Below are 24,815 nucleotides of genomic sequence, written 5' to 3'. Positions count from 1 at the left end.
CGCCAGCGCGTCGGTGACCAGCTGGGGGATCTCGAAATCGAGGGACGAGCCGCCCACCAGCACCACGAACGGGATGTCGCGAATGTTGCCGGTAGGGCTCACCTGGCGTAACGCCCGCAGGGCGTTAGTGACAAAGACGCGTGATTTGGCGCTACGGCGAATGGCGCGCACTTTCTCCAGCGGCAGATCGCCGGGCAGGGGAACCAGTTCATCCGGTTTCACCACGCAGACGCGGGCAAATACCGCCGGTGGTAAGGCCGACGGAAAAAACTGGACGCTGCCGTCTTCATGACGCAGATGAAACAGGCTTTCGACTTTCGCCAGCGGGTATTTTTTGATCTCTTCCGCCAGGTAGCGGTCCTCAAGCCCCAGCTCGCGGGCGATGATCATCGTGACCATATCGCCGGCGCCGGCCAGGTGAGTGGCGCTGATCTCCCCTTGTGCATTGATAATCGAGGCGTCGGTCGACCCGGCGCCCAGATCGAGGATCGCCAGCGGGCGCGTGGTGCCGGGAGTGGTGAGCGCCCCGAGAATGGCCGCTTCCGCCTCGGCGCCACCCACCTGAACCGCAATCTGCAGTTTGTGCTCAATTTCACGGGCGATCAGGGCCATCTGCAGGCGATCCGACTTGACCATCGAGGCGATACCCACCGCCTGCTCCAGCGAGAACTCACCTGCCAGGCCGCCGGTCACACTGACCGGCACCGCCGTATCAACGGCCAGCAGATCCTGAATACGAATCTCCTGAGCTGGCTTATTGGTGAGCTCCGCCATGGTCTGGCGCACATGCTCAAGCATGCCGCCGATATTCGTGCCCGCTTCTCCCGCGACGTTGTCCAGTTTGCCGCAGCCGTCAACCGCCTTCATGATGGCTTCCGCCCCGGCGGCCACATCAACCTGTACGCTGCGCCCCTGAGCGATGAGCAGCAGATTCCCCGCCGGAATAGTGCGGGCCTTAACGTCACCGGAGGGGGTTTTCACCACTACGGCCGAACGATTACCAATCAGCGCCCGCGCCATTGGCACGATATTTTTGGTCTCCTCGGCGTTGAGATCGAAAACGGTCGCAATACCGTAGGGGTTGGAGAGCGTTTCGATGATCTTGCCGGGTAAAGCGACCTCGACCGCCGCCAGCATGCCAAGTGGAATACGGTCGATATGGTGAACTTCATCGATCACCGGCAGCGGTTGCTGTAGCCGGTTATTAACCAGCACGCCGTCATCCTGCTGCAAAATAATGCCAGTTATCTGATAGCCCGCCGCCGTTGCCGCATTGACCATCGCGGCGACATCGGCAAAGTCAAAGGCCGAGGAGACCACCAGAATATAGGGGGACTCCGCGGAGCAGGACAGCAGCGCCTCTGGTGTGATGGTGATACCGACCCCCAGTCCGACGCCGCCGGGTGTCTTCGGGTTGTGGCCGATCATGGTGGACTCGGTGATGATGGTTTCCGTAATGGTCTCCATCGCCACATCGCCAATGACCGGCGTAGCTTCGTTAATGCGAATAAGCGAGATATCGCTGACCTGAATGCCTGCCGCTTTTGCCGCCTGCGTTAGCGCCTCCTGAATACCGAACACATTACGTAATGTGCCTTTAATACCGGTGGTTTCAGCCAGCGCGCTGTGGCGGATGTTCAGCACACCTGCGTCATCGACCGTCGCCAGGGCGACCTCTGTCGATGAGTTGCCAATATCAATGCCAGCGATATAGCGCATGCTTGCCCCCTGTTAATCGTCGCCTTTCAGTTTCTTACGCTCGACGTACAGCCCGGCCGCTTCCCGAACAAAGGCGGCACAGAGCCGGGCCTGGTAGCGATGCTCGAGGTCATCAGCGATCGCCAGTAGCTCCGCCTGGGTGGAACGGTATGGGCGCAGGGCGTTGTAGATCTCAAGGATCCGGTCGTCGGGAACCGCGGTGAGCTCGGCGGCCCGCTCAAAGTTCATCGCCAGCCGATCGCGTCCGGCATCCTGAGCGATCGCCGCCTGCATGCGCAGCGTTTCCGGTGTGATACGCATGTCCTGCGCCGTAACACGATCGCTTAATACGTTCTCCAGCGTCAGGTCATCGAGCGTTTTATTGGTAGCGGTTTTGACCCACTCCGGATGGCGGGTGGCTAACGGGTAGTCGCTGACTTTAGGCTGGCGAGCGGTGTCGTTTGTCGGCGCGGCTGGCGCGGGCGTTGCCCCGTCCTGTAGGCTGTTCATCCGGCTCAGCACGTCGCGTACCATGGATTCAATTGCGTCGGTATTCATCGGGATATCCTTTGTTAAAGCGCCACGCGCAGTTCCTGCGGGTTTTTGCCGGTCACTACGTATTTGGTCTCTTTAATGTGCAAAATGGCCGACTTCGCCTGGTATTTGGGACGAGCCATCTGATCGTTGAGCGTCGGCACCGGCTGCGGCGACTCGCGTTTGGCGTAGCGCGCGGCGTTTTTACCAATCTGGCGGTAGGTTTCCAGGGTCAGCAGCGGCGCCTGCGGGAAGAGTTCCAGATTGGAAAGCGGCGGCAGGCCCCGTTGGTGGATGACGGTGGTGCCTTTCGACTGAATACCGATCGAGATGCCGGAGCCGCTCAGGCGGTTGCCTTCCACCGCCACGAAGGCGACGTCAGAAGATTTAAAGCAGCGGATCACCCGGGCTTTGATGCCTTCTTCCTCAATGCCGGCGATCACTTCGCGCAGGATATTTTTATGCGGAATGCCGACGATATTGGCGGTTTGCGCTAGGCCAAAGGCGGGCCCGACGGCAATGATGACTTCATCCTGCTGTGTACCGGGTGTGGCTTCGCCGATTTCCGTCAGGAAGCTGTCGCTGGACACAGGAGCAACAGCGGCCGACGCGACAGAAGCGGCAGGCGCGCTAAAGGAGACCGGCTTATCTGCGCCTGTTTTCATCTCCACCAGCACCTCTTCGATAATCTGGCGCAGCAGCGTTTCGTTAATTTCCATTTTTTACCCCTTAGCCAAGTTCATTGGGATCGAGCGCGCCCGGGATATTTTTAATCTCTTCCCAACGCTCGCCTTGCAGGCGGTAGCCTGTTGCCGGACCGGCATAATCGTTCACGTCATTCACGGCCGAGAGCACCTGGCCCTCGCCGACGATAATGGCGGAGGTGTGCAGGTAGTCGCCGGTGAGCTTGGCTTTCTGAATATTGAGCATGTCCTGGGCGATATCGGGGAAGCCGCCTTTCGCCAGGGCTTTCACCACCTCCAGGCCGTTGCGGTTCTTGTTGATGATCTCCTGGGCAAACTTGATGTCCTCGACGATATTGCGCTCCGGCATATCTTTTGAACCGTGGGCGTAGGTGGCGGCTTCCACCTCTTCATCCGTAATTGGCGGCAAACCCATGCCGGCAAATACCGCCTGCAGCGCGCGGGCGGCTTTATTACGAATGGCGATCACGTCCTCTTCACGCACTGGCCGCAGGCCGCCATCGACCTTCAGATCGCGCTGGATCACGTTGTAGTCGTCGAAGTCTTCGGCATCTTCGTTGGAACCGGCGAACATGTTGTCGTAGTTCGGCACCGCCGAGTAACCGGAGGAGATAAAGTCGGTGCCTGGCAGGAACTGCATTAGCAGGCGCGCGGTACGCCGCATATCCGAATGGGTAAAGGTTTGATCGTTACTGGAGGCGCACTCCAGATCCAGCGCTGAGCAAATCAGGTTTTCCGCCAGTACGGCGCGGATCCCCGACGGCACGGCGGACGGCACGCCGATACAGCTGACGGAGCCATTCTGCAGGCCTTGCACCCCGGCGGCTTTGGTGATGTAGATGCAGCGCGCTTCGAGATACAGCATCGATTTGCCTTCGGCATAACCCATCTGCACTTCAGAGCCGGAGCCGGAGGTAAAGCGCATTTTCAGGCCGCGCGAGGCGTAGGAGGAGGCGAGGAAGCCTTTCGACCACGGGGTGTCATCACCATCGGTAAACACCGGTTCCGTACCGTAGACCGAAATAGTTTCGGCATAGCAGGTGTGGCCCAGCATGCCCAGTTTCAGCTCGGTGGCTTCTTCCAGGGAACACTGGGTGAGGACGCCGGGGCGGCCAACCTGTGAACCGACCAGCAGGGCGATGGCGTTGAACGGCGCGTAGCGCGCCACGGCGACGGTGGTCTCCTGCTCATCAAAGCCGCGCCATGCGCCTTCAGCGGCGTCGGCGGCAATCTGTACCGGGTTATCTTTGATATTGGTGACATGCGCCTGCTGGGACGGCGTGCGGCGGGCGCGCATTTTTTGCATCGCCATCATCATCTCGACCACGTTCATATGCGACACCACTTCGACGATTTTCGCCGGGGTCATCGCGGTGGTGAGCGGCACGATGTCGCTGCGTTTAACGTTCGGGTCACAGAGCATATTGGCGAGCTTGACCGAATCCATGGCCATCACTTCTTCGGCACGCGCCAGATTGATACCGTAGCGCGCGATAAAGTGGTCAATCAGGTCGAACTGGTCAACCGGTTTGCCGTCGAGTTCGGTCACCGCGCCGTTGACGATGCGGATAGAGGGTTTGGGATCGTTAGGGCTTTCCATCGCGATAAAGCCCTCTTCGATCCACTCCTTAACGAAACCATCCTGATTCACAGGGCGTTTCGCCAGTGCTTCAAATCTTTTCGATCTCATGAATCAGCCTCGCGGGTATTAAATGTAGGAGGGGCGATCGTTTTTCGGTTCGGCGCCCAGCGTCCCCAGTACGGTTTTGCCGATCTCCCGGGCGGAGATCACCGCCTGGCGCACCGCGCCGGAGTCGCCGGAAATCACCAGGATGGCTTCGTTGCTGAAGCTGGTGCCGTGGGCCGGTGAGCTGTAAGCCACCACTTCGACGTTGGCTGATTTCAGCGCGGTATCGGCCATCAGCACCCCGACAGACGCCGGTGCGCCGACGATAATCCCGCAGGCGCGGCCCAGCGGGGCGCCGAAGGCTTTTTCGAGGGCGTAGCTGGCGCGCGCGGTATACTGCAGCTCGATATGACCCGCCTCGTTGCCGTAAACATCGCCGAAGGTACGGTCCAGCTCTTTCAGCGCGACCTCAATCCCGCGTTTGACGTCGGAAACATCGTTTCCGCCCAGCACAATCAGTGAGCCATGGCCTGCGCCGCCTTTGGTGTCGCGTGGAAGTTCGATGCTGACCACTTCGGTGTTGGTGGCTTTGACCGCTTCATCGGCGGCCATAATGTGCGGCCCGGCGCCGGTGCGAGCGCCGAGGATGCCGATAGAGCGATAGCGTTTTTCAAGCTTCATGGCTTCCAGCAATGCGGCATCCACGTTGGCGATGACCAGCCCGAGGGTGTCGCCAATGGCGGTCCCGACAAATTCCGTTAAGCTGCAGCTTTTCTCTGCCATAGCCGTCTCTCCTGTGGGATGGGGGGTATCGGGAAGCGCCTGCTGCTCTGGTGTCGCCACACGGGCTATGACTTGCGCCATGATCTGTTCAACCAGCTCATTGCTGCTCATTGGTTATTCCCCTCCGGTAAGATTTTTTCAACATCGGTATGGGGGCGGGGAATGACGTGTACGGCTTTCACCTCGCCCACGTGGCGGGCTGCGGCGGCACCGGCGTCGGTAGCGGCTTTAACTGCCCCCACGTCGCCACGCACGATAACGGTCACCAGACCTGAACCGATCCTTTCATAGCCAACTAATAAGACGTTAGCCGACTTAACCATTGCGTCAGCGGCCTCTATGGCTGCGGTTAAGCCTTTGGTTTCTACCATTCCTAATGCTTCTTGTTGCATAAAGACCTCGCAGGGTATGTTCCAGTGAGAGAACTATATGGCGGGGCGGCGAAAAAGAATGGCTGAGTTGATAGTGTAGAGCGAAAAAATAGTGGTTTTTATATAATAATAAATAGTCATGGTTTGTTTTATATTGTTGTTTTTATTGGTTTTTATTTTAATTATTAATGTGATTATCTTGCGGGTTCTGTTCCGTATTTACATTTTCAGGCGTGATTTTTTAAATTATTTTTGCTATGCGAGATTGTGCGTGGTGTGATATTTGTTGGAAAATAAGTACTGCGCTTTTGCAATTTTTTATTATTGAGTTGGAAATAAAAATATCCCCTGAACGCCCGCCATTGCTGTATGGATTCGCGAGCAAATAGCAATAAATTGCTCTTCTTCAGCGATTTTACGCTGCCCGTTTTCAGCAGGATGCCAACACTTTGCTGCCGCCGGTTTCTATAGTGGGCCTCGCCGTACCCAAGGCGCCAGCAGATGGTTGGCTGGCCTGGACACGAACTTCGTCAAGAGGTGTCACAATGAATGGTTCTTTACGTGCGCAATGTATCGCCGAGTTTTTAGGCACCGGGCTGTTTCTGTTTTTTGGTATCTGCTGCCTGAGCGCTCTGAAGCTGGCTGGCGCCAGCCTGGGGCTGTGGGAGATCTGTATTATCTGGGGACTGGGTATTTCTCTGGCGGTTTACCTGACGGCCGGCATTTCGGGGGGGCATCTGAACCCCGCGGTCACCGTCGCCCTGTGGTTGTTTGCCTGCTTCCCGGGCAGAAAAGTGTTGCCCTATATCGTGGCCCAGGTCGCCGGCGCGTTTGGCGGCGCCGTGTTAGCCTGGATACTTTACAGCACCCTGTTTACGCAATTTGAAACGGTGCATCACATGGTACGTGGCAGCCTGGAAAGCCTGCAGCTGGCCAGTATCTTCAGTACCTACCCGGCGCCTGAGCTCAGCATCTGGCATGCGGCGCTGGTGGAGGTGGTGATCACTTCAATGCTGATGGGGATGATCATGGCGCTCACCGATGATGGCAATGGCGTACCCAAGGGCCCGCTGGCACCGCTGTTGATTGGCATTCTGGTGGCGGTGATCGGCGCCTCGACCGGGCCGCTTACCGGCTTTGCGATGAACCCGGCGCGTGATTTTGGCCCGAAATTATTTGCCTGGCTCGCCGGGTGGGGAGACATCGCGATGACTGGCGGAAGGGATATTCCCTATTTTATCGTGCCCATCATCGCGCCATTGCTGGGCGCCTGCCTCGGCGCCGCAATTTATCGTTTTCTCATCGCCAATAATCTTCCCTGCCATACCTGCGTTGAGGAGAAAAATACGCGTTAGCATCCAGTGAAAAATGTATTACTGAAATAGCAAAACTATTTCATGAACCGATATCACGAACCGCTCAAAAAGTCTCCCCGGGTTGGGAGACTTTTGTTATTGTCAATGCACTTTTTTATCGTCGAAGGAATCTGATGCTAAAAAAGGTAAATATGAAAAATATGTTTTATTTATAACAAAAAATTAACTGAGGGGTTTTATCATGATTTCTGCGAGTACCCTGAACTCAGAACTCATCAATAAAATCGCACAGGATTTTGCGCAAGCCACCAGTCTGGCGGTTGTGGTCGTCAATATTCACGGTGATGAGATTTCTGAACTGTTTAATTTCACGCCGTTTTGCCAACTCATGCGTCAGCACCCGGAGCACAGCGGACGCTGTCGCATGAGCGACCGCTGCGGCGGGCTGGAAGCCTCGAAAAATGACCAGCTGTGTATCTACCGCTGTCACGCGGGGTTAACCGATTTTTCCATCCCGCTGGTGATCGCCGGCCACCTCGTTGGCTTCGTGCTATGCGGCCAGGTGCGTCTGAGCAATGATATTGAACTGGTTGATATTCTGAACGTGGATGACCGCTGGCAGGACGATCCGGCGCTGGTCCAGGCGTTTCGCGATGTGCCTGAAATGGACTATTCGCGGGTTATCGCCTCGGCGGATCTGCTGAAGCTGATCGTCGAAAATTGCCTGAAAAAACAGCTCAACTTTGTGGTTATCAAAGATAACCCGCCGCAGAACGACCCGGCGCAGGCCAGCCGGGCGGCCTCGCCGCACGATGGCAAAATGAAGAAGGCGCTGCGCTATATCGACGCGCATCTCTCCGATGAGCTGCGTCTGGAGGACGTGGCGGCGCATGTCTATCTCAGCCCGTACTACTTCAGCAAACTGTTTAAAAAGTATCAGGGGATCGGCTTTAACGCCTGGGTCAATCAGCAGCGGATGGCGAGCGCAAAAGAGCTGCTATGCCACAGCGACTGGAGCATTGCCAGCATCGCGCGGAATTTAGGTTTTTCGCAAACCAGCTATTTTTGCAAAGTGTTTCGCCAGACCTATCAGGTCACGCCGCAGGCATTTCGTCAGCAAATTAATGCCGGATCACAAACTGAGTCTTTTTAAATGACAATATTTTGCTATTGCCGATTTTTGATATCCCGGAGTATCTTCATCATTATAAAATGAAAAAAACGACAGTAGAGCAATAAATTGTCATAGCGCAACAAAATAGTGATATTCGAGGGATAAACTACACCAGTTTTTATTTTTGTGATGGGATAGAGTGTCCGTTAATACGAGACTGATGAATATCACAACACCGCTTCACCTCGCTGACGTCATTTTGCAGGTGATGAGACGGTAAAAGTAAGCTTGAAACATTAATCGCGGATGCATGGCGCATCGGCGAATACAACCGACAGGTTCGACACCAGTTTGGTGTCAGGGAAGGGGGTGTAAATCCCCCGCAGCCCCCGCTGCTGTGATGCTGACGACCCCGCAAAAACCACTGATCGAAAGATTGGGAAGGGCGGGCGAGAACGAGGCTAAGCCAGAAGACCTGCCTGCCGGTAACTGACCAACAACTTCGGTGGGAAGTGGGTGGCTTAGCGGTGCGTGGTCGCAGGACCAGGCATGCGCGCAGCTATACCCCGACCACCTGAACAGGACAGGGTATGGCAACCAGGCATGCGTTTATTCTTGCGGGTACCGGCAGCGGTTGTGGCAAAACCACCGTTACGCTTGGCCTGCTCAGCTTGCTCCAGCAGCGCGGTATGCGGGTGCAACCCTGTAAGGTAGGGCCTGACTACCTGGACACCGCCTGGCATACCGCCATCAGCGGCATCGCCTCCCGCAATCTCGACAGCTTTATGCTTCCCGCCCCGATACTCAACGCGCTGTTTGCTGAACAACTGCAGCAGGCCGACATCGCGGTTATCGAAGGGGTGATGGGCCTGTATGACGGCTACGGCACCGACCCTAACTACTGCAGCAGCGCGGCGATGGCTAAACAGCTTGGCTGCCCGGTGATTTTGCTGGTGGATGGCAAAGCGGTGTCGACCTCCATCGCCGCCACGGTGATGGGCTTTCAACACTTTGATCCGGCCCTCAACATTGCTGGCGTTATCGTCAATCGGGTCAACAGCGACGCGCACTTCCAGCTGCTGAAAAGCGCCATTGAACGCTACTGTCAGGTGCCAGTGCTCGGCTATGTGCCGCGCGTGGAAGGCGTGGCGCTGCCCGAACGGCATCTGGGGCTGGTGACCGCCCGTGAGTCGGTGGTCAATCAGCAGGCATGGCGGGATTTTGCCAGCCTGCTGGGGCGCACCCTCGACATAGACCGGCTGCTGGCCCTCAGCGAACTGGCCGCCATGCCGGTCGGCGAGTGGGGGGAACAGCTTGCCGCCGACGCCGGCGAAGGACTGACGCTGGCCCTCGCTGACGATGAGGCCTTCAATTTTTATTACCCCGATAACCTGGCGCTGCTGGCGCGCTGCGGCGTGAAGATGGTGCGCTTTAGCCCGCTGCGCGATCGCCATCTCCCGGCCTGCCAGATGATCTGGCTCGGCGGCGGCTACCCGGAGCTGCATGCGGCCGGGCTGTCCGCCAACCACGAGATGCTGGCGCAGCTTCGCGCGGCGCACCGGCGCGGAGTGGCGATCTACGCCGAGTGCGGCGGCCTGATGTATCTGGGCACGACCCTGGAAGTCACCGGCGGCGAGCGCTACGCCATGGCGGATATTATTCCTGGACACAGCCGAATGGGGACGCGTCTGACCCGGTTCGGCTACTGCGAAGCGCAGGCGCAGCAGCAGACGCTGCTGGCCGCTCCTGGAGAGTGGCTGCGCGGCCATGAATTTCATTACTCCGATTTTTCTCCCGCCACCCCTGCCGTACTGGCCTGCCGTAAACAGCGAGACGGTAAGACACTCCAGCAGTGGCCGGGAGGATGGCAATCCGGCAGCGCGTTTGCCAGCTATCTCCATGTCCACTTTGCCCAGCGTCCCACCATGCTCAACCACTGGCTGCGAGCGGCAAGGAGGGCGCAATGACTCTCCTCGCCTGGTGTGTGGCCTGGATACTTGATGTGCTCATTGGCGATCCGCCGCACTGGCCGCATCCGGTGCGCTGGATAGGTCGCCTGATCACCGTCAGCCAGCGAGTAGTGCGGCGCGTCTGCCATAGCGACCGGGCGCTGCGCATCGGCGGCGGAGTGATGTGGCTGGTGGTGACCGGCCTGACGTGGGGCGTGGCCTGGGGCGTACTGGCGCTGGCGCACGGGATCCATCCCTGGCTGGGATGGCTGGTGGAGGTGTGGATGATCTTCACCGCGCTGGCGGGGCGCTGCCTGGCGCAGTCGGCGATGGCGGTGTCCCGGCCGCTGCAGGCCGGGGATCTCGCCGAAAGCCGGCATAAGCTCTCCTGGATTGTCGGGCGCGACACCTCTCAGCTCCAGCCAGCGCAGATCAACCGTGCGGTGGTGGAGACCGTGGCGGAAAACACGGTGGATGGCATTATCGCGCCGCTCTTTTTCCTGCTGCTGGGCGGCGCGCCGCTGGCCATGGCCTATAAAGCGGTCAACACCCTTGATTCCATGGTCGGCTATAAACACGAAAAATATCGGGCGATCGGCATGGTCAGCGCCCGTCTTGACGATGTGGCCAACTTCCTTCCCGCCCGGCTGAGCTGGCTGCTGCTCAGCCTTGCCGCAGTGCTATGCCGGGAAGATGGCGCCCGGGCGCTGCGGACAGGCTGGCGCGATCGCTATCAGCACAGCAGTCCTAACTGCGCCTGGCCGGAAGCGACCGTCGCCGGCGCGCTGGGGATCCGCCTTGGCGGCCCGAACGATTACTTCGGCCAGCGCGTTGAAAAGCCCTGGATAGGCGACGCCGTCCGCGACATCGCGGTGGACGATATTTCCCGAACCATTCGATTAATGTGGGTGGCGTCAACCCTGGCGCTGGCGCTATTTATCGGCGTGCGCTACTGGCTGGTCGGCGCGGCCTGAGGAGAACCTGATGCAGTACATCCAACAACCGCAGGCGATCGAGGCGAAAAGCTTCGACATCATCAGCGAGATCATCGCTGAAACGCGCCCGGACTACCGTTTTGCCAGCCCACTGCATGAGGCGATTATCAAGCGGGTGATCCACACCACCGCTGACTTCGACTGGCTGGATATTCTGTGGTTTTCTCCGGATGCCCTGATCGCGCTGAGCGAGGCGTTGAGCCGGCCCTGCACGCTGTATACCGATACCACCATGGCGCTGTCCGGGATCAACAAAACCCTGCTGGCCCGCTTTGGCGGCGAATGCCGTTGCTATATCAGCGACCCGCGGGTGGTTCGCGAGGCGCAAAGCCGGGGGATGACCCGTTCGATGGCGGCGGTGGATATTGCGGTGCAGGAGCCAGGGGAGAAAGTGTTCGTCTTCGGCAATGCGCCAACCGCGCTGTTTCGCCTGCTGGAACATCGCGAGATCGCCATCGGCGGCGTGGTGGGGGTACCGGTCGGGTTCGTCGGCGCGGCGGAGTCGAAAGCGGCGCTCAGCGAGAGTGGCCTGCCGGCTATCGCCGCGCTCGGCCGCAAAGGGGGAAGCAACGTGGCGGCAGCGATTGTGAACGCTCTGCTTTACCACCTGCGGGAGGCGCAATGAGCGACCAGACCTTTGACGCTCCGGTGTGGCATCACGGCAAAGCGCTGCGCAAGGGCTACACCACCGGCTCCTGCGCCACGGCGGCGGCAAAAGTGGCGGCGTTGATGGTGATGCGCCAGCATCTGATCCATCAGGTCTCGATCGTCACCCCCTCCGGCGTCACCTTGTGCCTGAACGTTGAGTCCCCGCACGTCGAAGGGCAGCAGGCGGTCGCCGCGATCCGTAAAGACGGCGGCGATGATGTCGACGCCACCCACGGCATGCTGATTTTTGCCCGGGTGACCCTCAATGACAGCGGAGAGATTAGCCTGCAGGGCGGCGAGGGCATCGGCACGGTGACCCGCAAAGGGATCGGTCTGCCGACAGGCGGTCCGGCGATAAACCGTACTCCGCGGCACACCATCGAGACCGCCGTTCGCGAAGCGATTGGCCCTTCCCGCGGCGCGCAGGTGGAGATCTTTGCTCCGGAAGGTGTACTTCGCGCGCAAAAAACCTATAACGCGCGGCTGGGGATCCTCGGTGGGATCTCGATTATCGGCACCACCGGGATCGTCACCCCGATGTCGGAAGAGAGCTGGAAGCGTTCGCTCTCCCTCGAGCTGGAGATAAAACGCGCCGCCGGGCTGGATCGCGTGGTGCTGGTGCCGGGCAACCACGGCGAGCGCTTTGTCCGCGAGCAGATGGGCATCGACCCGCAGGTGGTCGTCACCATGAGCAACTTCGTCGGCTACATGATTGAAGAGGCGGTTCGGCTCGGTTTCCACCAGATTGTGCTCATCGGCCACCCCGGCAAACTGATCAAAATCGCCGCCGGGATCTTTCATACCCACAGCCATATCGCCGATGCGCGGATGGAAACCCTCGTCGCCCATCTGGCGCTGCTTGGCGCGCCGCTGCCGCTGCTGACGCTGGTCAGCGAGTGCGATACCACCGAAGCGGCAATGGAGCATATCGACGCCTGGGGATACCAGCGCCTCTATAACCATCTGGCTGAGCGTATCTGCCAGCGCGTTCTTGAGATGCTGCGCTTCACTCAGCAACCGCCCACCTGCGACGCGGTTCTGTTTTCGTTTGATAACCAGGTGCTGGGCAGCAGCCGTCCGCTGGAGGCGATTGCCCGGGAGCTGGCATGTTGACGGTCGTGGGGATGGGCCCGGCGGGGCTACACTGGCTGACCCCGGCCGCGCGCGAGGCGATCGGCGCCGCCGAGGCGCTGGTGGGCGGCAGCCGCCATCTCCAGCAGTTTCCCGCCTTCGCCGGCGAGCGCTTTGCGCTGGGGGCTGATATTCCGGCGCTGCTGGCGTGGATCGAGGCCCGCGCCGGGCGCCACGTCGTGGTGCTGGCCTCCGGCGATCCGCTGTTCTATGGCATTGGCACCCGGCTGATTGCCCACTTTGGCCGGGAACGAGTGCAGGTGATCCCCGGCATCAGCGCGGTGCAGTACCTCTGCGCCCGGGCGGGCATCGACATGAACGACATGTGGCTGACCAGCAGCCATGGCCGGGCGGTGAGCTTCGATGCGCTGGCCGCCCACCGGAAAGTCGCCATGGTGACCGACGGCCGCTGTGGTCCGCGGGAGATTGCCGCCCAGCTGACGGCCCGCGGCAAAGGCCACCGCTGGATGGTGATCGGCGAAAATCTGGCGATGGAAAACGAGCGGATCCACTGGCTGCCGGTCAGCGCCGTGGAGGACGAATATGAGATGAATGCGGTGGTGATCCTCGATGAAAGATGAGCTGTTTTTGCGCGGCGCCCAGGTGCCGATGACCAAAGAGGCCGTGCGCGCGCTGGCGCTGGCGAAGCTGGAGCCGCACCGGGCGCGCCACCTGATTGATATCGGCGCGGGCACCGGCAGCGTCAGCATTGAGGCCGCCCTGCAGAACCCGGCGCTACGGGTGACGGCGATTGAGCGTCAGGCCGACGCGCTGCGCCTGCTGGCGGACAACCGGCAGCGCTTTGGCTGCGACAACATCGCTATCGTGGCGGGCGTTGCGCCGCTGGCGGTCGCCGACAAAGCCGACGCGATCTTTATGGGCGGCAGCGGCGGCCACCTGACGGCGCTGATCGACTGGTCGCTGGCGCAGCTGCATCCTGGCGGCCGGCTGGTGATGACTTTTATTTTGCAGGAAAACCTTCATAGCGCCCTGGGGCACCTGCGGCAGTGCGGCATTCCCGAGGTGGACTGCCAGCAGCTGGCGGTCTCCACCCTGGCTACCCTGGGCAGCGGCCACTATTTCAAACCCCATAATCCCGTTTTTGTCATCGCCTGTCAGAAGGAAGAAAACCATGGCTGAGACTTTTGATCCCCATTGCGTGTGGTTCGTCGGCGCCGGTCCTGGCGATCGCGAACTGATTACTCTCAAAGGATACCGTCTGCTGCAGCAGGCGCAGGTGGTGATCTACGCCGGGTCGCTGATCAACACCGAGCTGCTGGCCTACTGTCCGCCACAGGCGGAGTGCCACGATAGCGCCGCGCTGCATCTGGAGCAGATCCTCGACCTGATGGAGGCGGGGGTGAAGGCGGGAAAAACGGTGGTGCGTCTGCAGACGGGCGATGTTTCGCTGTACGGCTCGGTGCGCGAACAGGGCGAAGAGCTGACCCGCCGCGGGATCCGCTGGCAGGTGGTGCCGGGCGTCAGCGCCTTCCTCGGCGCGGCGGCCGAGCTGGGGGTGGAGTACACGGTGCCCGAGGTATCGCAAAGTCTGATTATTACCCGTCTGGAAGGGCGCACGCCGGTTCCCGCGCGCGAACAGCTGGAGGCCTTTGCCAGTCATCAAACCTCCATGGCGATTTACCTGTCGGTGCAGCGTATTCACCGGGTGGCGGAGCGGCTAGTGGAGGGCGGCTACCCGGCGACCACCCCGGTTGCGGTGATCTACAAGGCCACCTGGCCGGAAAGCCAGACCGTCCGCGGTACCCTCGCGGACATCGGCGACAAAGTACGCGACGCCGGGATCCGCAAAACGGCGCTGATCCTGGTCGGTCCCTTCCTTGGCGATGAGTATCACTACTCAAAACTGTACGCAGCGGATTTTAGCCATGAATACCGTAAAGCCTGAATCCATTGCCCTGTTTTGCCTGACGCCCGGCGGCGTGCGGTTGGCAAAACGGCTGGCGGCCATGCTACCGCTCACCTGCTACACCAGCGAAGCGCTGCAGGAAGAGGGGTTTATCCCCTTCAATGGCGGCTTTGCCTGTGCAGCCCGCGAGGCGTTCAGCAGCTTCTCGGCGCTGATTTTTATCGGCGCCACCGGGATTGCCGTGCGGGTGCTGGCCCCGCTGGTGAATGACAAGTTCAGCGACCCGGCGGTGGTGGTGATTGATGAGTGCGCCCGGCACGTCATCAGCCTGCTCTCCGGCCATGCCGGGGGGGCGAACGCGCTGACCCGCTATCTGGCCGGGATGCTCGATGCCGACCCGGTGATCACCACGGCGACTGACGTCAACGAGCTGGCCGCCCTCGACACGCTGGCCTTCCAGCTGAACGCCAGGATGACCGATTTTCGCGCGGCGGTGAAAACCGTCAACCAGATGCTGGTGAGCAGTAAGCGGGTGGGGCTGTGGTGCGACGCTGAATTTACCGAGGCGCTAAGCCGGTGCGACCAACGCGGCTTTATCCCGGTAAGCGACCTTGCGCGCTTGCCGGCGCTCGACGCGCTGATCTGCGTCACCCTGCGCCGGTCGCTGCCGCCGCTGCCGGTACCTCACTGGAAGCTGGTGCCCCAGCGGGTGGTGGCGGGGATCGGCTGTCGGCGCGACACCCCCTGTTCCCTGCTCTGTACGCTGCTGGATCGCCAGCTTGCCGCTCAGCGTCTTGACCCGCTGGCGCTGAAAGCGATTGGCAGCGTGAGCCTGAAGGCAAACGAGCCGGGGTTGCGCCAGTTGGCTCACCGCTGCCGGGTGCCGTTCGAAACCTTCAGCGCCGAGGCGCTGCGCGAGCACGAGCACCGCTTTCCGGCCTCGTCTTTTGTCCGGGAGACGGTCGGCGTCGGCAGCGTCTCCGGCCCGGTGGCCTGGCTGCTGAGTCAGGGAAACCTGTCCGGCGAAACCCTGCGCGAGCAGGGCGTGACCATTACTTTGGGAGTAACACACTGATGTTAAGCGTAATCGGAATTGGCCCTGGCTCGCAGGCGATGATGACCATGGAAGCCGTGGAGGCCCTGCAGGCGGCAGAGATTGTGGTGGGCTACAAGACTTACACCCACCTGGTAAAAGCCTTTACCGGCGACAAGCAGGTGATCAAAACCGGCATGTGTAAAGAGATTGAGCGCTGCCAGGCCGCCATTGAGCTGGCGCAGGCCGGGAACAACGTTGCGCTGATCAGCAGCGGCGACGCCGGCATCTACGGCATGGCGGGGCTGGTGCTGGAGCTGGTCAATAAGCAGCAGCTGGACATTGAGGTCCGTCTGATCCCAGGGATGACGGCGAGTATCGCCGCCGCCTCGCTGCTCGGCGCGCCGCTGATGCATGATTTCTGCCATATCAGCCTCAGCGATCTGCTGACGCCGTGGTCAGTGATTGAAAAACGCATTGTCGCCGCAGGGGAAGCAGACTTCGTTATCTGTTTTTACAACCCCCGCAGCCGCGGCCGCGAAGGGCATCTGGCGCGCGCCTTTGCGCTGCTGGCGGCCAGCAAAAGCCCGGACACGCCGGTCGGCGTAGTCAAATCCGCCGGGCGCAAAAAGCAGGAGAAATGGCTGACCACCCTCGGAGAGATGGATTTTGCCCCGGTGGATATGACCAGTCTGGTCATCGTCGGCAACAAAGCGACTTACATCGACAACGGTCTGATGATCACCCCGCGAGGCTACGCGCTGTGAACCACGGCGACGTGCTGGTTATCGGGGGCACCAGCGATGCGCGGTCAATCTGCCAGCAGCTGGACGCCGCTGGCGTGCGCTACACCCTGTCGGTGGCGACCCCCACCGGCGAGCGGCTGGCCGGCGATATCCGCGGGCGGATACGCTGCGGGCGCATGGAGTGGCAGCAGATGGCGGAGTGGCTGAGGGCGCAGCGCACCCGCTGGGTGATCGACGCCTCTCACCCCTACGCCGAGGTGGTCAGCCAGAATATTGTGCGCGCCTGCGCCAGCACCGGGGTCCTGCTCAGCCGCTATCAAAGACCGGAGCAACTGAGCGATCTGCACCATCCGTTACTTCACGTGGTCGGCGACCTGAATGAGGCCTGCGCGGTGGCCCGTCGCCTCGGTGAGCGGATCCTGCTGACCACCGGCAGCAAAGATCTGGCGGCCTGGCGGGCGGGACTGGCGGAGAAAACGCTGCTCGCCCGGGTGCTGCCGGTGCCAGAGGTGGTTCAGCACTGTAGCGATCTGGGGTTTGGCGTCGGGGAAATCTTTGCCCTCTGCGGGCCGTTCAGCGCCGAATTTAACGCCGCCTTTTATCGCCAGTGCCGGGCTGATGTTGTGGTAACGAAAGCCTCGGGCGCGGAAGGGGGCTATCAGGAAAAAGTACAACCCTGTCTTGATGCGGGGATCCCCTGCATCGTCATTACCCGCCCGGCGCCGCTGGTGAAGGGCGATGAATTACTGGAAAGCCAGGCCGATTTCGCTGCGCGGCTGACGCGCTGGCTGTCGGCGACTTGAGGAACAGGATATGAAAAAAGCACTTCTGGTGGTGAGCTTCGGCACCAGCTATCACGACACCCGTGAGAAGAACATTACCGCCTGCGAGCGCGATCTGGCCGCCAGCTGTCCGGATCGCACGCTGTTCCGCGCCTTCACCTCGGGGATGATTATTCGCAAACTACGGCAGCGCGACGGTATCCATATCGATACCCCGCTGCAGGCCCTGCAAAAGCTGGCCGAGCAGGGGTACCAGGATGTGGCGATCCAGTCCCTGCACATTATCAACGGCGACGAGTACGAGAAGATCGTTCGCGAAGTGCAGAGCATGCGCCCGCACTTTCAGCGTCTGACGCTGGGCGTGCCGCTGCTGAGCGGACATAGCGATTATGTTCAGCTGATGCAGGCCCTGCGCCAGCAGATGCCGCCGCTGGCGGCGACGGAGCGAGTGGTGTTTATGGGGCACGGCGCCAGCCACCACGCTTTCGCGGCCTACGCCTGTCTGGATCATATGATGGCGGTGCAGGGTTTTCCGGCGCGGGTGGGGGCGGTGGAAAGCTATCCCGAAGTGGACATCGTCATTAACGAACTCTCCCGCCAGGGCGTGACCGGCGTACATCTGATGCCCCTGATGCTGGTGGCCGGCGATCATGCCATTAATGATATGGCCTCCGACGAAGACGATTCGTGGAAAACCCGCTTCAATGCCGCCGGCATCCCCGCCACGCCGTGGCTGAACGGGTTAGGGGAGAATCCGGCGGTGCGGGCGATGTTTGTTGCCCATCTGCAGCAGGCGCTGAACGACGCGATGGAGAAAGCAGCATGAGCGGCAAACTCTACGCCCTGAGCACCGGGCCGGGGGCGGCCGATCTGATCACCGTGCGTGCGGCGCGGATCCTCGGCCAGCTGGATGTGCTGTATGCGCCAGCCGGCCGCAAAGGCGGCGACAGCCTGGCCCTCTCCATCGTGCGCGAGTACCTTGGCGCACACACGGAGGTCCGCTGCTGCCATTTTCCGATGAGCGCCGACAGCGCGGAAAAAGAGGCGGTGTGGAATGACGTCGCCGCGGCGCTGGCCCAGGAGGTGGCGGCGGGCAGGCAGGTCGGGTTTATCACCCTCGGCGACGCCATGTTGTTCAGCACTTGGGTCTTTCTGCTGCAGCGGATTGGCTGCCCCGACTGGCTGGAGATTGTCCCTGGCGTTACCTCCTTCGCCGCCATTGCCGCGCGGGCGAAAACCCCGCTGGCCATGGAACAGCAGTCGCTGGCGGTGATCTCCTGCACTGCACCGGAAGCGGACATTGCCGCGGCGCTGCGCCAGCATGACAGTCTGGTGCTGATGAAAGTCTACGGCCGCTTCGCCCGCATTAAGGCACTGCTGGCGCAGGCGGGGCTGCTGGATGCGGCGCTGATGATGTCAGAGGCGACCCTGCCGGGCGAGCAGTGCTGGCGCCGTCTGCGCGAGGTCAGTGATGACCAGCCGCTGCCCTATTTCTCGACCATCCTGGTTAACAAACAGTGGGAGGACGCGCAATGAATCAGGTGAAATCGCTGAAGCAGCTTTCGTACGGGGGGTTGGCGGCCGCTATTCTGCTGATCATCGTCCCGCAGGAGGCGTTCGCCATGCATATCATGGAGGGATTTTTGCCGCCGATGTGGGCGCTGGCGTGGTGGCTGCTATTTTTACCCTGCCTGTGGTACGGCCTGGTGCGCCTGCGGCGTATCGTCCAGGAGGAGAGCAATCAGAAGGTGCTGCTGGCCCTCTGCGGGGCGTTTATTTTTGTTCTTTCGGCGCTGAAGATCCCGTCGGTGACCGGCAGCTGTTCGCACCCGACCGGCGTCGGTCTGGCGGTGATCCTCTTCGGGCCGGGCGTGGTGGCGGTGCTGGGGGCGATCGTTCTGCTGTTCCAGGCGCTGCTGCTGGCGCATGGCGGCCTGACCACCCTTGGCGCTAACGGGATGTCGATGGCGGTGATCGGCCCGATGGTCGGCTATCTGGTGTGGAAGCTGGCCTGCCGGGCGGGGATCCGTCGCGATGTCGGGGTCTTTCTCTGCGCGATGCTGGCGGATCTGATGACCTATTTTGTCACCTCCGTCCAGCTCGGGGTGGCTTTCCCCGATCCGGCCACCGGGGCAGGCGGATCGATCGTCAAGTTTATGGGGATCTTCTGCCTGACGCAGATCCCGATCGCCATCGCGGAAGGATTGCTCACCGTGATGATCTACGATCAACTGACCAAACGGCGGCTGATCGCCGCGGAGGGACATTAATATGAAAAAGACGCTGATCTTGTTGGCGATGGTGGTTGCCCTGATGATCCTGCCATTTTTTATTAACCACGGCGGCGAGTTTGGCGGCTCGGACGGTGAAGCGGAGAGCCAGATCCAGGTGGTGGCGCCGGATTATCAACCCTGGTTCCAGCCGCTGTACGAACCGGCGAGCGGTGAGATTGAGAGTCTGCTGTTTACCCTGCAGGGCTCGCTGGGCGCGGCGGTGATTTTTTACATTCTCGGGTATGCGAGGGGCAGACAGCGCCGTGATGACCGGGTTTGACCGACTCAGCTACCAGAGCCGCTGGTTGCACGTGGCGCCAGAGCGGAAGTTTCTGCTCTGGCTGCTGCTGATGGTGCTGGCCTTTACGCTGCCGGCGTGGGGCCAGGCGCTGACGCTGGCGCTGACCGCCGCGCTGACCTGCTGGCTGCTGCAGGTCTCATTCTGGCGCTGGTGCCGGTGGATGGCGCTGCCCTTTGGCTTTTTGCTGGTCGGCGTGCTGACCATTCTGTTTAGCATCAGCCGCGACCCGCAGATGCTGTTAGCGAGCTTTCGGCTGGGCGCTTTCTCGATAGGGATTTCCGCCCAGGGGCTGGCCGTGGCCGGGGAGACCTTCTGGCGCAGCCTGGCGGCGATGGCGGCCACGCTCTGGCTGGTGCTTAATCTGCCTTTCCCGCAGCTGATTATCTTACTCAAGCGCGGTCGCGTACCGCGACTGTTGACGGAGCAGATCCTGCTGACCTGGCGCTTCATTTTTATTCTGTTAGACGAGGCGATGGCGATTCACCGCGCGCAAACCCTGCGTTTTGGCTATGGTAGCGTGCCGCAGGGCTATCGCTCTCTGGCGATGCTGGTGGGACTGCTGTTCACCCGCGTCCTCCTGCGCTATCAGCAGATGAGCACGGCGCTGGATATCAAATTGTACCAGGGTGATTTTCACCTCTAAGGATAAGTATGCTTGCCACAACCGATCTCTGGTTTCGCTATCAGGATGAGCCGGTACTCAAAGGGCTGACGCTGGATTTTTCCCGCCACGCGGTGACCGGCCTGGTGGGGGCCAACGGCTGCGGAAAGTCGACGTTGTTTATGAACCTGAGCGGCCTGCTGCGCCCGCAGCAGGGGGCGGTGCTGTGGCAAGGAGAGGCGCTGAATTACAGCAAGCGCGGTCTGCTGGCGTTGCGCCAGCAGGTGGCGACGGTGTTTCAGGATCCGGACCAGCAAATTTTCTATACCGATATCGACAGCGATATCGCTTTTAGTCTGCGTAACCTCGGGGTGGCGGAAGAGGAGATCGCCCGCCGGGTGGATGAAGCGTTGACCCTCGTCGATGCCCAGGGGTTTCGCCAGCAGCCGATCCAGTGCCTCAGCCATGGGCAGAAAAAACGGGTGGCGATCGCCGGGGCGCTGGTGCTGCAGGCGCGCTACCTGCTGCTTGACGAGCCCACTGCGGGCCTCGATCCCCGGGGGCGGGCGCAGATGATCGCCATCATCCAGCGCATTGTCGGGCAGGGGCGGCGCGTGGTGATCTCCAGCCATGATATCGATTTGATCTATGAGGTGAGCGATGCTGTTTACGTTCTGCGTCACGGCGAAGTGCTGGCCGAGGGGGATCCCGGCGAGGTATTTGCCTGCGCGGAGACGATGGACCGGGCGGGATTGACGCAGCCGTGGCTGGTGAAACTTCATAGCGAACTGGGGTTGCCGCTGTGTAAAACCGAAGCGGAGTTTTTTCAGCGGATGCACAACAACGCGATAGGCGCGATAAAGGAGGCGTCATGACGCTGGCAGTGATGTTACAGGGCACGGCTTCCGACGTCGGGAAAAGCGTGCTGGTGGCGGGACTGTGCCGCATTTTTCATCAGGATGGGCTGCGCACCGCGCCGTTTAAATCACAGAATATGGCGCTGAACTCCGGCATTACGCCGGATGGCAAAGAGATGGGCCGGGCGCAGATTTTCCAGGCCGAAGCGGCAGGGATCGCGCCGGATGTCCGCATGAACCCGATTTTGCTGAAGCCCACCAGCGACCGTCAGGCGCAGGTGGTGCTGATGGGGCAGGTGGCGACCAGCATGGACGCGGTGAGCTATCACCAGTACAAGCCGCACCTGCGCGAGCAGATCCTCGCGGTCTACCAGAGCCTGGCCGGGGAGTATGAGGCGCTGGTGCTGGAAGGCGCCGGCAGTCCGGCGGAGATTAACCTGCGCGACCGCGATATCGTCAATATGGGCATGGCCGAGATGGCGCAATGTCCGGTGATCCTGGTGGCCGATATCGACCGCGGCGGGGTATTTGCCGCGATTTACGGCACGCTGGCGCTGCTCCAGCCCGAGGAGCGGGCGCGGGTCAAAGGGGTGATCATCAATAAATTCCGCGGCGATGTGGCGCTCCTGCGCTCCGGGATAGAGCAGATCGAGGCGTTGACCGGGGTGCCGGTGCTGGGCGTTATGCCGTGGCTTGACGTGGATCTTGAGGATGAAGACGGCGTCGCGCTGCAGGCCGGGAAATACCATCGCACCGACCGGCGCGACATCGACATCGCCGTGGTTCACCTGCCACATATCGCCAATTTTACCGACTTTAACGCCCTGGCGGCGCAGCCTGACGTCCGGGTGCGCTATGTCCGCGATCCGCAGGCGCTGGCCGATGCCGACCTGGTCATTCTCCCGGGCAGTAAAAATACCCTCGGCGATCTGTGCTGGCTGCGCGAGAGCGGCATGGCGCACGCGGTCGAGCAGGCCCGGCAGCGCAAGGTGCCGCTGCTGGGGATCTGCGGCGGCTATCAGATGCTGGGCGAAACCATTATTGATGAGGTGGAGTCTGGCCTTGGCACCCAGCCCGGACTGGGGGTGCTGAAGACCGTGACCCACTTCGCTCAGCACAAAACCACCACCCAGGTACAGGCGACCCTGGGGTCTGCGCTCCCGGATTGGCTAGCCGACGCGGCGGGTCTGCGCGTCAGTGGCTATGAAATTCATATGGGCGAGACGCGCCGCGAGGCCGGCAGCCCGCCGCTGCTGCAACTGCATAAAGCGGGACAGTCAGTGGACGACGGGGCGATAAGCGACGACGGCCTGGCATTCGGCACCTATCTCCATGGCCTGTTCGACAGCGATGCCTTTACCCGGGCGCTGCTCAACGGCCTGCGCCAGCGCAAAGGGCTGGCGCCTCTGGATAGCGTGCTGGAATATGCCCGCTATAAAACCCGGCAGTTTGATCGGCTGGCGGACGCCATGCGCGAACATATCGCCATCGATAAAATTTACGCCATCATGCGCCAACATCAGGAGCCCCTATGCTGACTCTGGTTACCGGCGGCGCGCGCAGCGGCAAAAGCCGCCATGCCGAGGCGCTGATTGCCGATGCGCCGCAGGTGTTATATATCGCCACCTCGCAAATCTTTGACGACGAGATGGCCGCAAGGATCCAGCATCATCGCGACGGCAGGCCCGCCCACTGGCGCACCGCCGAGCGCTGGCAGCAGCTTGATGAACTGATCACCCCGGATATCGCCCCAGAGGAGGCGATTTTGCTGGAATGCATCACCACCATGGTCACCAACCTGCTGTTCGCGCTCGGCGGCGACAGCGACCCCGACGGCTGGGATTACGCCGCCATGGAGCGGGCTATTGATGACGAAATTGGCGTGCTGATTGCCGCCTGTCAGCGCTGCCCGGCGCACGTCGTGCTGGTGACCAACGAGGTGGGGATGGGGATTGTGCCGGAGAATCGCCTGGCGCGGCATTTTCGCGATATCGCCGGGCGGGTCAATCAGCGCCTGGCGGCCGCGGCGGATGTGGTCTGGCTGGTGGTCTCCGGCATTGGCGTCAAAATCAAATAACTCAATCGCTGGCTGACCGGGCCAGCTCTGGCAGGGATTCTGTATGCAAAATTTAAACACGGTTCTGCGGGCGATCCCCGCGCCGGACGCTGACGCCATGGCGCGGGCACAGCAACACATCGACGGTTTACTCAAGCCCCCCGGCAGCCTCGGGCGTCTGGAGGCGCTGGCGGTGCAGCTGGCGGGAATGCCCGGCCTGGGCGGCCAGCCGCAGGTGGAGAAAAAGGCCCTGTTGGTGATGTGCGCCGACCATGGGGTGTGGGACGAAGGGGTGGCGATTTCGCCGAAAGCGGTCACCGCCATCCAGGCGGCGAATATGACCCGCGGCACTACCGGCGTCTGCGTGCTCGCCGCCCAGGCCGGGGCGAAAGTGCATGTGATAGATGTCGGTATCGATAGCGAACCGCTCCCCGGCGTGGTGAATATGCGGGTGGCGCGGGGCTGCGGCAATATTGCCCGCGGCCCGGCCATGACCCGCGAGCAGGGGCAGGAGCTGTTGCTGGAGGTGATGCGCTACACCCGCGCGCTGGCCCAGGAGGGCGTTACCCTGTTTGGCGTCGGCGAACTGGGGATGGCCAATACCACGCCGGCGGCGGCGATCGTCAGCGTTCTGACCGGCAGCGATGCGCAGGAGGTGGTCGGGATTGGCGCCAATCTGCCGTTGGCGAAGGTTGGCAACAAGGTGGAGGTGGTGCGGCGGGCTATCGCCGTCAATCAGCCCGACCCGAAGGATGGCCTCGACGTGCTGACCAAAGTCGGTGGTTTCGATCTGCTGGGGATGGCGGGGGTAATGCTGGGGGCGGCGGCCTGCGGGCTGCCGGTGGTGGTGGATGGCTTTCTTTCCTACGCGGCGGCGCTGACGGCGTGTCAGATAGCGCCGGAGGTGAAACCGTATCTGATCCCGTCCCACTATTCGGCGGAGAAGGGGGCGCGTATCGCGCTGGCGCACCTGGGACTCGAACCGTATCTCAATATGGGTATGCGTCTGGGAGAAGGCAGCGGCGCGGCGCTGGCGATGCCGATCGTCGAGGCGGCCTGTGCGATGTACCATCGCATGGGCATGCTGTCGGCAAGCAATATTGTTTTACCGAAGGGGTAAACCGGTGAGGGGGCGGCAATAGCCGTTCCCGTTTTCGGCAGAGGTTTTGCCGGCGACAGAAACAAAAAAACACCCTTGAGGGTGTTTATGATGTTGGTTGCGGGGGCCGGATTTGAACCGACGACCTTCGGGTTATGAGCCCGACGAGCTACCAGGCTGCTCCACCCCGCGTCACCGTACTGCTTCACTTTGTCAAATTTGATTGGTTGCGGGGGCCGGATTTGAACCGACGACCTTCGGGTTATGAGCCCGACGAGCTACCAGGCTGCTCCACCCCGCGTCACCGTACTGCTTTACTTCATCAAATTT

27 protein-coding genes, 2 tRNA genes and 1 riboswitch are annotated in these 24,815 nt (G+C 61.1%); of the genes, 21 read left to right on the top strand and 8 right to left on the bottom strand.

Annotated elements, in window-relative coordinates:
- From CWM53_RS06790 to pduA, 6 genes are all read right to left on the bottom strand, one after another.
- The coding region (locus CWM53_RS06790; RefSeq protein WP_100750740.1) for a diol dehydratase reactivase subunit alpha at window positions 1-1,719 on the bottom strand (1,719 nt) is incomplete at its 3' end.
- 12 nt (window positions 1,720-1,731) lie between these two features.
- Window positions 1,732-2,256: a propanediol dehydratase small subunit PduE gene (gene pduE / locus CWM53_RS06785; RefSeq protein WP_012540674.1), complete on the bottom strand. Its 525-nt coding sequence runs from the start codon at window positions 2,254-2,256 to the stop codon at window positions 1,732-1,734.
- Window positions 2,257-2,270: 14 nt separating this feature from the next.
- Window positions 2,271-2,951, bottom strand: a complete 681-nt coding sequence (pduD, locus tag CWM53_RS06780) for a propanediol dehydratase medium subunit PduD (protein WP_074387680.1) — start codon at window positions 2,949-2,951, stop codon at window positions 2,271-2,273.
- A gap of 10 nt (window positions 2,952-2,961) precedes the next feature.
- A complete protein-coding gene (pduC, locus tag CWM53_RS06775) occupies window positions 2,962-4,626 on the bottom strand; it encodes a propanediol dehydratase large subunit PduC (RefSeq protein WP_074387681.1) in 1,665 nt (554 codons plus the stop codon).
- 18 nt (window positions 4,627-4,644) lie between these two features.
- Complete coding sequence (pduB, locus tag CWM53_RS06770) at window positions 4,645-5,457, bottom strand: propanediol utilization microcompartment protein PduB (RefSeq protein WP_008806300.1); 813 nt, start codon at window positions 5,455-5,457, stop codon at window positions 4,645-4,647.
- Window positions 5,454-5,738 (bottom strand): propanediol utilization microcompartment protein PduA, encoded by a 285-nt coding sequence (gene pduA, locus CWM53_RS06765; RefSeq protein WP_100730074.1) that lies wholly within the window; start codon window positions 5,736-5,738, stop codon window positions 5,454-5,456. Before pduA ends, pduB begins: the two co-directional genes overlap by 4 nt.
- 524 nt (window positions 5,739-6,262) lie before the next feature.
- Here pduA and pduF point away from each other — a divergent pair.
- From pduF to cobT, 21 genes are all read left to right on the top strand, one after another.
- On the top strand, window positions 6,263-7,072 hold the full coding sequence (gene pduF / locus CWM53_RS06760; protein ID WP_012967303.1) for a propanediol diffusion facilitator PduF: 810 nt from the start codon (window positions 6,263-6,265) through the stop codon (window positions 7,070-7,072).
- Window positions 7,073-7,274: 202 nt separating this feature from the next.
- Complete coding sequence (gene pocR, locus CWM53_RS06755; RefSeq protein WP_032736359.1) at window positions 7,275-8,186, top strand: transcriptional regulator PocR; 912 nt, start codon at window positions 7,275-7,277, stop codon at window positions 8,184-8,186.
- A 280-nt stretch (window positions 8,187-8,466) separates the two neighbouring features.
- Window positions 8,467-8,645, top strand: a riboswitch (cobalamin riboswitch).
- A 92-nt stretch (window positions 8,646-8,737) separates the two neighbouring features.
- Window positions 8,738-10,114, top strand: a complete 1,377-nt coding sequence (locus tag CWM53_RS06750) for a cobyrinate a,c-diamide synthase (RefSeq protein WP_074387683.1) — start codon at window positions 8,738-8,740, stop codon at window positions 10,112-10,114.
- Window positions 10,111-11,070, top strand: a complete 960-nt coding sequence (gene cbiB / locus CWM53_RS06745) for an adenosylcobinamide-phosphate synthase CbiB (protein ID WP_074387684.1) — start codon at window positions 10,111-10,113, stop codon at window positions 11,068-11,070. The genes CWM53_RS06750 and cbiB overlap by 4 nt, the downstream gene beginning before the upstream one ends.
- A gap of 10 nt (window positions 11,071-11,080) precedes the next feature.
- On the top strand, window positions 11,081-11,716 hold the full coding sequence (locus CWM53_RS06740; RefSeq protein ID WP_074387685.1) for a cobalt-precorrin-8 methylmutase: 636 nt from the start codon (window positions 11,081-11,083) through the stop codon (window positions 11,714-11,716).
- Window positions 11,713-12,852, top strand: a complete 1,140-nt coding sequence (gene cbiD / locus CWM53_RS06735) for a cobalt-precorrin-5B (C(1))-methyltransferase CbiD (protein WP_100631323.1) — start codon at window positions 11,713-11,715, stop codon at window positions 12,850-12,852. The genes CWM53_RS06740 and cbiD overlap by 4 nt, the downstream gene beginning before the upstream one ends.
- On the top strand, window positions 12,846-13,451 hold the full coding sequence (locus CWM53_RS06730; protein WP_074387687.1) for a cobalt-precorrin-7 (C(5))-methyltransferase: 606 nt from the start codon (window positions 12,846-12,848) through the stop codon (window positions 13,449-13,451). Before cbiD ends, CWM53_RS06730 begins: the two co-directional genes overlap by 7 nt.
- Window positions 13,441-14,010: a decarboxylating cobalt-precorrin-6B (C(15))-methyltransferase gene (locus CWM53_RS06725; RefSeq protein ID WP_046881950.1), complete on the top strand. Its 570-nt coding sequence runs from the start codon at window positions 13,441-13,443 to the stop codon at window positions 14,008-14,010. Before CWM53_RS06730 ends, CWM53_RS06725 begins: the two co-directional genes overlap by 11 nt.
- Window positions 14,003-14,776 carry a cobalt-precorrin-4 methyltransferase gene (locus CWM53_RS06720; RefSeq protein WP_004149602.1) on the top strand — a complete coding sequence of 258 codons (774 nt, stop codon included), beginning with the start codon at window positions 14,003-14,005 and terminating at the stop codon, window positions 14,774-14,776. Before CWM53_RS06725 ends, CWM53_RS06720 begins: the two co-directional genes overlap by 8 nt.
- Window positions 14,757-15,812 carry a cobalt-precorrin 5A hydrolase gene (cbiG, locus tag CWM53_RS06715; RefSeq protein WP_074387688.1) on the top strand — a complete coding sequence of 352 codons (1,056 nt, stop codon included), beginning with the start codon at window positions 14,757-14,759 and terminating at the stop codon, window positions 15,810-15,812. The genes CWM53_RS06720 and cbiG overlap by 20 nt, the downstream gene beginning before the upstream one ends.
- Window positions 15,812-16,537 carry a precorrin-3B C(17)-methyltransferase gene (locus tag CWM53_RS06710; protein ID WP_074387689.1) on the top strand — a complete coding sequence of 242 codons (726 nt, stop codon included), beginning with the start codon at window positions 15,812-15,814 and terminating at the stop codon, window positions 16,535-16,537. The genes cbiG and CWM53_RS06710 overlap by 1 nt, the downstream gene beginning before the upstream one ends.
- Window positions 16,534-17,319, top strand: coding sequence for a cobalt-precorrin-6A reductase (locus tag CWM53_RS06705; RefSeq protein WP_074387690.1), 786 nt, complete (start codon window positions 16,534-16,536; stop codon window positions 17,317-17,319). Before CWM53_RS06710 ends, CWM53_RS06705 begins: the two co-directional genes overlap by 4 nt.
- A gap of 10 nt (window positions 17,320-17,329) precedes the next feature.
- Window positions 17,330-18,124 (top strand): sirohydrochlorin cobaltochelatase, encoded by a 795-nt coding sequence (gene cbiK / locus CWM53_RS06700; protein ID WP_100730075.1) that lies wholly within the window; start codon window positions 17,330-17,332, stop codon window positions 18,122-18,124.
- On the top strand, window positions 18,121-18,834 hold the full coding sequence (locus CWM53_RS06695) for a cobalt-factor II C(20)-methyltransferase (protein ID WP_074387692.1): 714 nt from the start codon (window positions 18,121-18,123) through the stop codon (window positions 18,832-18,834). The genes cbiK and CWM53_RS06695 overlap by 4 nt, the downstream gene beginning before the upstream one ends.
- Window positions 18,831-19,568, top strand: coding sequence for a cobalt ECF transporter S component CbiM (gene cbiM, locus CWM53_RS06690; RefSeq protein WP_074387693.1), 738 nt, complete (start codon window positions 18,831-18,833; stop codon window positions 19,566-19,568). Before CWM53_RS06695 ends, cbiM begins: the two co-directional genes overlap by 4 nt.
- A 1-nt stretch (window position 19,569) precedes the next feature.
- Window positions 19,570-19,851: an energy-coupling factor ABC transporter substrate-binding protein gene (locus CWM53_RS06685; RefSeq protein ID WP_012967312.1), complete on the top strand. Its 282-nt coding sequence runs from the start codon at window positions 19,570-19,572 to the stop codon at window positions 19,849-19,851.
- Complete coding sequence (locus CWM53_RS06680; protein ID WP_100730076.1) at window positions 19,838-20,515, top strand: energy-coupling factor ABC transporter transmembrane protein; 678 nt, start codon at window positions 19,838-19,840, stop codon at window positions 20,513-20,515. The genes CWM53_RS06685 and CWM53_RS06680 overlap by 14 nt, the downstream gene beginning before the upstream one ends.
- Before the next feature lie 8 nt (window positions 20,516-20,523).
- Window positions 20,524-21,348, top strand: a complete 825-nt coding sequence (locus CWM53_RS06675) for an energy-coupling factor ABC transporter ATP-binding protein (protein WP_074387695.1) — start codon at window positions 20,524-20,526, stop codon at window positions 21,346-21,348.
- Window positions 21,345-22,868 carry a cobyric acid synthase gene (locus CWM53_RS06670; protein ID WP_074387696.1) on the top strand — a complete coding sequence of 508 codons (1,524 nt, stop codon included), beginning with the start codon at window positions 21,345-21,347 and terminating at the stop codon, window positions 22,866-22,868. Before CWM53_RS06675 ends, CWM53_RS06670 begins: the two co-directional genes overlap by 4 nt.
- On the top strand, window positions 22,862-23,407 hold the full coding sequence (gene cobU / locus CWM53_RS06665) for a bifunctional adenosylcobinamide kinase/adenosylcobinamide-phosphate guanylyltransferase (protein ID WP_100675824.1): 546 nt from the start codon (window positions 22,862-22,864) through the stop codon (window positions 23,405-23,407). Before CWM53_RS06670 ends, cobU begins: the two co-directional genes overlap by 7 nt.
- 43 nt (window positions 23,408-23,450) lie before the next feature.
- Window positions 23,451-24,506, top strand: coding sequence for a nicotinate-nucleotide--dimethylbenzimidazole phosphoribosyltransferase (gene cobT / locus CWM53_RS06660; protein WP_100730077.1), 1,056 nt, complete (start codon window positions 23,451-23,453; stop codon window positions 24,504-24,506).
- A 94-nt stretch (window positions 24,507-24,600) separates the two neighbouring features.
- Here the strand turns inward: cobT and CWM53_RS06655 are convergent.
- A tRNA-Met gene (locus CWM53_RS06655) sits at window positions 24,601-24,677 on the bottom strand.
- A gap of 32 nt (window positions 24,678-24,709) precedes the next feature.
- Window positions 24,710-24,786, bottom strand: a tRNA-Met gene (locus CWM53_RS06650).
- Window positions 24,787-24,815 lie beyond the last annotated feature (29 nt).

It is taken from the genome of Klebsiella sp. A-Nf5, assembly GCF_002810545.1.
Taxonomy (GTDB): domain Bacteria; phylum Pseudomonadota; class Gammaproteobacteria; order Enterobacterales; family Enterobacteriaceae; genus Klebsiella; species Klebsiella variicola.
Note: the sequence above shows the minus strand (reverse complement) of the source record. Positions and strands in the feature narration are given on the sequence as shown.